Origin of the sequence: Inquilinus limosus MP06, from assembly GCF_000767795.1 — a bacterium.
Lineage (GTDB): Bacteria > Pseudomonadota > Alphaproteobacteria > DSM-16000 > Inquilinaceae > Inquilinus > Inquilinus limosus_E.
On the sequence record NZ_JANX01000383.1, the window covers coordinates 1 to 6,163 of the forward strand.

Consider the following 6,163-nt stretch of genomic DNA (forward strand, 5'->3'; position numbering starts at 1 on the left):
AGGATGTTGGTGCCGCCGAAATCGGAATGGGTCAGGCAGGGCAGGCCGGGCCAGCGGTCGAGCAGCCCGGCCTCGCGCTCGGCGAAGGCGAGCAGACGGCCGGCCAGGTTGCCGCCCAGACGGTCGCCGCCGGGCCCGTCGATCAGCACATGGCGCAGGAAGCCGGTCAGCCCGCCGCCACCGACATCGACCGGCTCGGCCACCGCCAGCGCGCCGTTGAAGAAACCGCTGCGGTCGAAGGTCACCGCATGGATCGCCGCCAGTGCCGCGCCGACGGAGCGGGCGAGGGGTGGCAGCGCGGTGTCGTCCAGGTCCCGGGCGGCCTCGTCCAGCCGCTGACCGTCGATCCATTCGAGCAGGGCGAAGGGCAGGCCGGTCGAAGGGTCGTCGCCACCGCCCAGGAGACGAGGAGCGGGGAGGCCGCGGTCTGCGGCGAGGGCGTGGATCGTCCGCTCCTTGACCGCCTGGACCGGGTCGCGCTGGTACAGCCGCAGCACCACCGGCGGATGGCTTTCGAGGTCGAGGCGGAGATTGGTGTTGGCGAGCCCGCCCGAGAGCTCGGCGACCCGCAGCACCGCCGGCCGGCCGGGCAGGGACCGGACCAGCGCGGTCGCCTCATCCGGGCTGATGACGGCGGCCGGATAGGGCCTCGACCAATTCTCGCGCATCAGAGGCTGAGCGTCATCAGCCGGAACAGCAGGAAGGCGGCGCCGGCCAGAATCAGCAGCGCGCACAGCCCCAGGGCGACACGACCGGCCCAGAGCGGCCGCGCCGCGGTCGCCGAGGCCATCACCTGCCGGAGCTGCCGGGCCCAGCGCGACAGCCACCAGCCGCCGGTCAGGATCGAGAGGCTCGCCGCGGCGAGATAGCTCCAGAAGATCCCGTCGGCGCCCCATTCCTGATAGATCAACCCGGTCCGCTCCGGCGCCCCGTCATGCACGCCGGCGAAGGCGGCGTAGACCATGGCGAAGCCGACCAGGATCAGGCCGGTGGCCTTGATCGGCGTCTCCGGCTTGATCATCGCAGCGCCTGCAGCACCCGCCCGGCCATGGCCGGCACCTCCGCCAGGTCGTGATAGAGGCCGAAGCCGAAGCGCAGCCGGTCGTCGCGGTGGTCGACGACGATGCCGGCGGCGCGCAGCCGGTCGTCGATCACGCCGGCCTGGTCAGTGCGGTATGTCAGGAAATGGCCGCGCACCGGCGTGTCCAGCGGCACCAGCAGCCGGCCGCGGGCGAGGTCCGGCAGCCCGACACCATCCAGCGCGGCGGCGAAAGCCTCCTCCAGCGCCAGCACATGGGCGTGGATCTCGGGCACGCCGAGGCCGCGCTCCGCCAGCAGGTCCAGCACGGCCAGCAGGCGATAGAGGCCGGAGGGATCGAAGGTCGAGCCGAGGAAGCGGCTGCCGTCGGTGCCATAGGGCACGCGCCCGTCCTGCGCCCCGGCCAGGGCACCGAAGGCGGCGTACCAGCCGGTGTCGCGCGGCCGCGGGCCGTAGCCGGGCGGCACATGCAGGAAGCAGGCGCCTTCGCCGGCCATGGCGTATTTGTAGCCGCCGGCGATGTAGAAGGCGCGCCCGGCGATCACCGAGAGGTCCGTCGGCAGCGCCATGAAGCCATGATAGCCGTCGACCGCAACCAGCGTCTCCCGGTCGGGTACCGCCGCCACCAGCGCCGCCAAATCGGGCACCGCATACCCGGAGTTGAAGAACACCTGGCTGAAGAACACCAGGTCATGACCGCCGGCCGACGCCGCCACGGCGAAGCGGGTCGGGAAATCCGCTGTCGGCTCTTGCGCCACCCGGGTGACCTCGACCAGCCCGTCCTCCTCCAGCCGCGCGACCTGGCGGCGGAAGCTGTGGAACTCGGAATCCGTGGTCAGCACCCGCGCCGGCCGGTCCGCCGGCAGGCAGGACAAGAGGCGCTTGACGAACTCATGCGTGTTCGGCGCGAAGGCGAGGGAGGCCGGGTCGGGCAGGGACAGGATCGCGGCGATGCGCGCCTGCAGCCGCGGCACCACGTCGCCGAACACCAGCTCCCATTTATGGTCGGCCAGGCGGGCGGTGTCCTCGACGTATCGCAGCTGCGCCTCGAACACCGTGTCGGGCCACAGGTGATGGCTGTGCGCGGCCAGGTGCAGCCGCTCCGGCGCGGCCAGGAAGCGGGAGAACAGCGGCTTGAAGCTCACGTCCCGGCCTCCTCGCCATAGGACAGGCCGGTTCGGCGGGTGATCTCCTCCGGCAGCGGCGGCAGGGCCGAGCGCGGGATCAGGTAGGTCGACAGGGTGAACAGGTCGCCGAACACCCGGTGCCGCTCCGCCGTGCGGGCCAGGTAGTCATGGCCTGAGGAGCCGCCGGTGCCGGTCTTCAGCCCGATCATCCGCTGCACCATCAGCGCATGGCGGTAGCGCCACAGCGTCATGGTCTCGTCGATGTCCATCAGCAGGCTCAGCAGGCCGAACGGCACCTGCAGCGCCGGCTCGTCGCGGTAGAGCGTGATGAACAGCGCCGCCTGCAGGGCGCGCCAGGACATGCGCCAGGCGCCCTGCGCCGCCTCCTCGGCATGGCGGGTCTCGTCGAACAGCGCGTCGAAGCGGGACAGCGCCTTGCGCAGCGCTGCGACCTCCGCCTCCCGCGCCGCCTCATCCAGCGTCGGATGGGCGGTCAGGTGGCCGATATCGCCCTCCAGCATCGCTACCACCGCCTGGCGATAGGCCTCTCGGAAGCGGTAGCCGCCGAGCTCGATGAAGGGCGTGCGGGCCAGCCAGGCGTCGAGCTGCTCGAACAGGCTGGGTTGGCCGGCGGCCGCGACCACGCGCTCGCGTCCCGGCGATTCCAGCCGGGTCTCGAAGGACTTGCCCTCATAGGCCAGCCGGTCGTGGGCGCGGAGGCCAAGACGGATCTCCAGCAGCCGGAACTGCGCGCTCTGGAAGCCCGAGGCCGGGCGCAGCAGGTCGCGGAAGTCGAGGAAGTCGAGCGGCGTCATGGTCTCGAGCACGTCGAGCTGATGCACGCCGAGCTTCAGGATCTCATGGATGCGGTGCAGGGCCCGGCTGGCGCGGCCGATGGCGCGGTCGTCGACCCGGTCGGCCGCGAACACGCCCTGCACGGCGTCGAGCTCGAACAGGATCTGCTTGAACCACAGCTCATAGGCCTGGTGCACGACGATGAACAGCATCTCGTCATGCGCCGGACGGCCGGCCTTCTCGCTTTCACGGTCCTGCAGGTCGAGCAGCCGGTCGAGCCGCAGATAGGATGCGTAGTGGACGCCTGGTTCGGCCATGGCGCGTCTCCCGGTGGCTGTGCCTGCCGGTTGCCGACCGGAGTCGACCGCGGTCCAGTGCTGGTGGTGACGGGAGGCTAGCGCGGGAAAACCGCGGACGGCAAGCCGGCCCGTCAGGGCCAGGGATAGCCGGCGACTGGGATGCCGGCCCTGACCATCTCCGCCGCCACCTTGCGGCGATAGGCGACGACATCGGCCACCGGGACGGCGCGCAGCCGTTCGACCTCCGCGCGTGAGGGCGGCCGGCGAGCGCTTCGGCGCGACCGGGCCGCCGGTTCGGCAGGAAACCAAATTGTCCGCAACTGGGCCGATAGCGGTCAGAGCGGGAACGTCCGTCGGGATCTGATCGCCGCCGCCGGCACCGGCTTTTCAAGGTCACACAATGTTCATTGCGCGGCCATGTGATTCTCGTTCATGATATGTTCTATGGAAAAGGCGCAGACCGTCCCCACCTCACAGCCCGCGGCGCCGGGCCTCGACCCCGAGCGGGCCGAGCGGGCGGCGCGCATGCTCGACCGCTTCGCCGAGATGGCGATGGAGCAGGCCGAGGCGATGCACCAGGCCGTCCTGGCCGCCGCCCAGGCCGGTGACGCCGGCGCGGCCAAGGAGTTCGGCCTCGCCTTCGACCGCATCGGCCGTGGCCTGCGCCGCGCCCTGGCGCTGCAGATCCATCTCGCCCAGAAGGTCCGCGAGGCAGCCGACAGGACCGCCGCCGAGGCCAAGGCCCAGCTCGAGCTGAAGGAGCGCCGGCGGCGGCAGGTGGCGCGTGTCGTCACCAGCTCGATCGCCACCGACCCGAGTTTCGACGAGGGCGAAAAGCTGCTGGCCGCGACCGAGACCTGGGGCCGGCTGCTGGAAAAGGCGGATATCGACGCCGCCCTCGCCTTGGCCGACCACCCGATCGAGGAGATCATCCTCCGCCTCTGCCGCGACATGGATGTCCAGCCGGAATTCATCCTGATGGCCGACCCGGACGCCAAGGCCCAGGCCCCGGCCAAGGACGACAGCGCCACCGACGAGAACGGGCTGATCTTCTGGCCGCGCACCGGGCGGGACTACGCCCGCTACTCGCGCCAGCAATCGATCATGGGCGGCCCGTTCACCTGGTTCGACAACGACACCAGAACCCGCCACGACCGCCTGCCCTGGGAGCCGGAGACCAAGCCGGAACCGGACGACGACGATGCGGATGACGGCTGAGCGCCGAGGGCAGCTGACGGGGCGCCGGCACGAAATCGTGCCTTCTCTTCCGTTCGCGAGGCTTTTTCCCCGCCGTCATTGCGAGGAGGCGAAGCCGACGAAGCAATCCAGGGCCGGTGTGCGCCGGCCCCTGGATTGCTTCGCTGCGCTCGCAATGACGATGTGGGTGGCGGGTCACGACCAGAGCCGGATGGTTTTGCCTCTCCGGGGCTGACCCGGGGACAGGCGGGAGGGCGACCGCCGCTCACTGCAGCTTGCGGGTGTCCTCGATCACCTTGCCGTCATTGGGCAGGCTGCCCGGCGGCACCACCGCCACCGCGGCGCGCAGCTTGGTGAGATCGAGCATGGTCTCGGCCACGGCGTCGGCCACGGCGGCGTCGGCGCTTTCCACCTGCAGCACGGCCTCGTCGATGCCCAGCTGGCTGCCCACCACCAGCCGGCCGCGCTCCAGCCCGTGCCGCTTCAGCACCTCGGCGACCTGGCCGGGATGGACGAACAGGCCGCGCACCTTGGTGCTCTGGTCCGCCCGGCCGAGCCAGCCGCGCAGCCGCGGCGCGGTGCGGCCGCAGGGCTGCGCCCCGGCAGGACGGCCGAGAGGTCGCCGGTGGCGAAGCGGATCCAGGGCGTGCAGCGGTCGAAGCTGGTGACCACCACCTCGCCGACCTCGCCCTCGGGCACCGGGTCGCCAGTGCCGGGACGCACGATCTCGACCAGGATGCCCTCGGCCAGCACCAGCCCCTCATGCGCCTCGGTCTCATAGGCGATCAGGCCGAGATCGGCGGTGCCGTAGCTCTGGAACAGGTCGATGCTGCGGGCCGAGTAGAACTCGCGCAGCGGCGGCAGCAGCGGCCCGCCGGAGAGATGGGCCAGCGTCAGCGCGGCGGTGTCGTGGCCCAGCTGGTCGGCTTTCTCCAGGATCAGCTTGAGGAAATCGGGCGGGCCGACATAGCCGCGCGGCTTCAGGTCGGCCATGGCCCGGGCCTGCAGCTCGGTGTTGCCGGTTCCGGCCGGGATCACGGCGCAGCCCAGCGCCTCGGCCCCGGTCTCGAACATCGTCCCGGCCGGGGTGAAGTGATAGGAGAAGCAGTTCTGCAGGATGTCGCCCTCGCGGAAGCCGCTGGCGAACAGGGCGCGGGCGGTGCGCCATGCATCGATGCCATGCGCCTCGCCTTCGTAGATCGGGCCGGGGGAGCTGTAGATCCGGCGGAACTGCCCCGGCCGGATCGTGGTCAGCCCGCCGAAGGGCAGGTCGACGCCCTGGATCGCCGGCAGATCGGACTTCCGGGTCAGCGGCAGCTCCGCCAGCTCGGCCCGGCTGGTCACCGCCGCCGGGTCGATCCCGGCCAGGCGCTTGGCATAGCCGGGGGCGGAGGCCTTGGCGTGGGCGATTTGGGCCGGCAGCTCGGCCAGCAGCGCCGCCTCCCGCTCCTCGGGAGGCCGGATCTCGAGATCGTCGTAATGCTCGGCCATGGGCTGGATCCACCCTGTGTCGTGACGAGGCTCCGGCCCAACCATGACGCCGGCGGTCGAGGGGCACAATGCCGATACCGGGAGCCGATGCCCGGCAGGGCCGGTGCCGGGAAGCGGCTACAGCATGCCGATCGCGGCGTCGCCGATGGCGTGGTCATCCTCCGCCCCGGCCCCGGCGATGCCGAGGGCGCCGACCACCGCGCCGGCGTCGCGCC

The 6,163-nt window shown here is 71.4% G+C and carries 7 protein-coding genes; 1 reads left to right on the forward strand and 6 read right to left on the reverse strand.

The annotated features are described in order from the left end of the window. The 4 genes from P409_RS23595 to P409_RS23610 all read right to left on the reverse strand — a co-directional run. Positions 1-668 (reverse strand): phosphotransferase family protein (locus P409_RS23595; protein ID WP_034844444.1); only part of this gene is annotated, 668 nt, incomplete at its 3' end. Beyond that, positions 668-1,021, reverse strand: a complete 354-nt coding sequence (locus tag P409_RS23600) for a hypothetical protein (protein ID WP_034844445.1) — start codon at positions 1,019-1,021, stop codon at positions 668-670. The genes P409_RS23595 and P409_RS23600, both read right to left, overlap by 1 nt. After that, entirely contained in the window at positions 1,018-2,184 is a 1,167-nt protein-coding gene (locus tag P409_RS23605) for an aminotransferase class V-fold PLP-dependent enzyme (protein WP_034844446.1), read from the reverse strand. The genes P409_RS23600 and P409_RS23605 overlap by 4 nt, the downstream gene beginning before the upstream one ends. Beyond that, positions 2,181-3,569 carry a tryptophan 2,3-dioxygenase family protein gene (locus P409_RS23610; protein WP_274519175.1) on the reverse strand — a complete coding sequence of 463 codons (1,389 nt, stop codon included), beginning with the start codon at positions 3,567-3,569 and terminating at the stop codon, positions 2,181-2,183. Before P409_RS23610 ends, P409_RS23605 begins: the two co-directional genes overlap by 4 nt. A gap of 135 nt (positions 3,570-3,704) precedes the next feature. Between P409_RS23610 and P409_RS23615 the strand changes: the two genes are divergently transcribed. Further along, complete coding sequence (locus P409_RS23615) at positions 3,705-4,478, forward strand: hypothetical protein (protein WP_034844451.1); 774 nt, start codon at positions 3,705-3,707, stop codon at positions 4,476-4,478. Positions 4,479-4,722: 244 nt separating this feature from the next. On the opposite strand, the gene P409_RS41420 is transcribed toward P409_RS23615, so the two are convergent. Then, positions 4,723-4,986: a hypothetical protein gene (locus tag P409_RS41420; RefSeq protein WP_343285523.1), complete on the reverse strand. Its 264-nt coding sequence runs from the start codon at positions 4,984-4,986 to the stop codon at positions 4,723-4,725. Then, complete coding sequence (locus P409_RS23620; protein ID WP_343285524.1) at positions 4,941-5,948, reverse strand: phenylacetate--CoA ligase family protein; 1,008 nt, start codon at positions 5,946-5,948, stop codon at positions 4,941-4,943. The genes P409_RS41420 and P409_RS23620 overlap by 46 nt, the downstream gene beginning before the upstream one ends. Positions 5,949-6,163 lie beyond the last annotated feature (215 nt).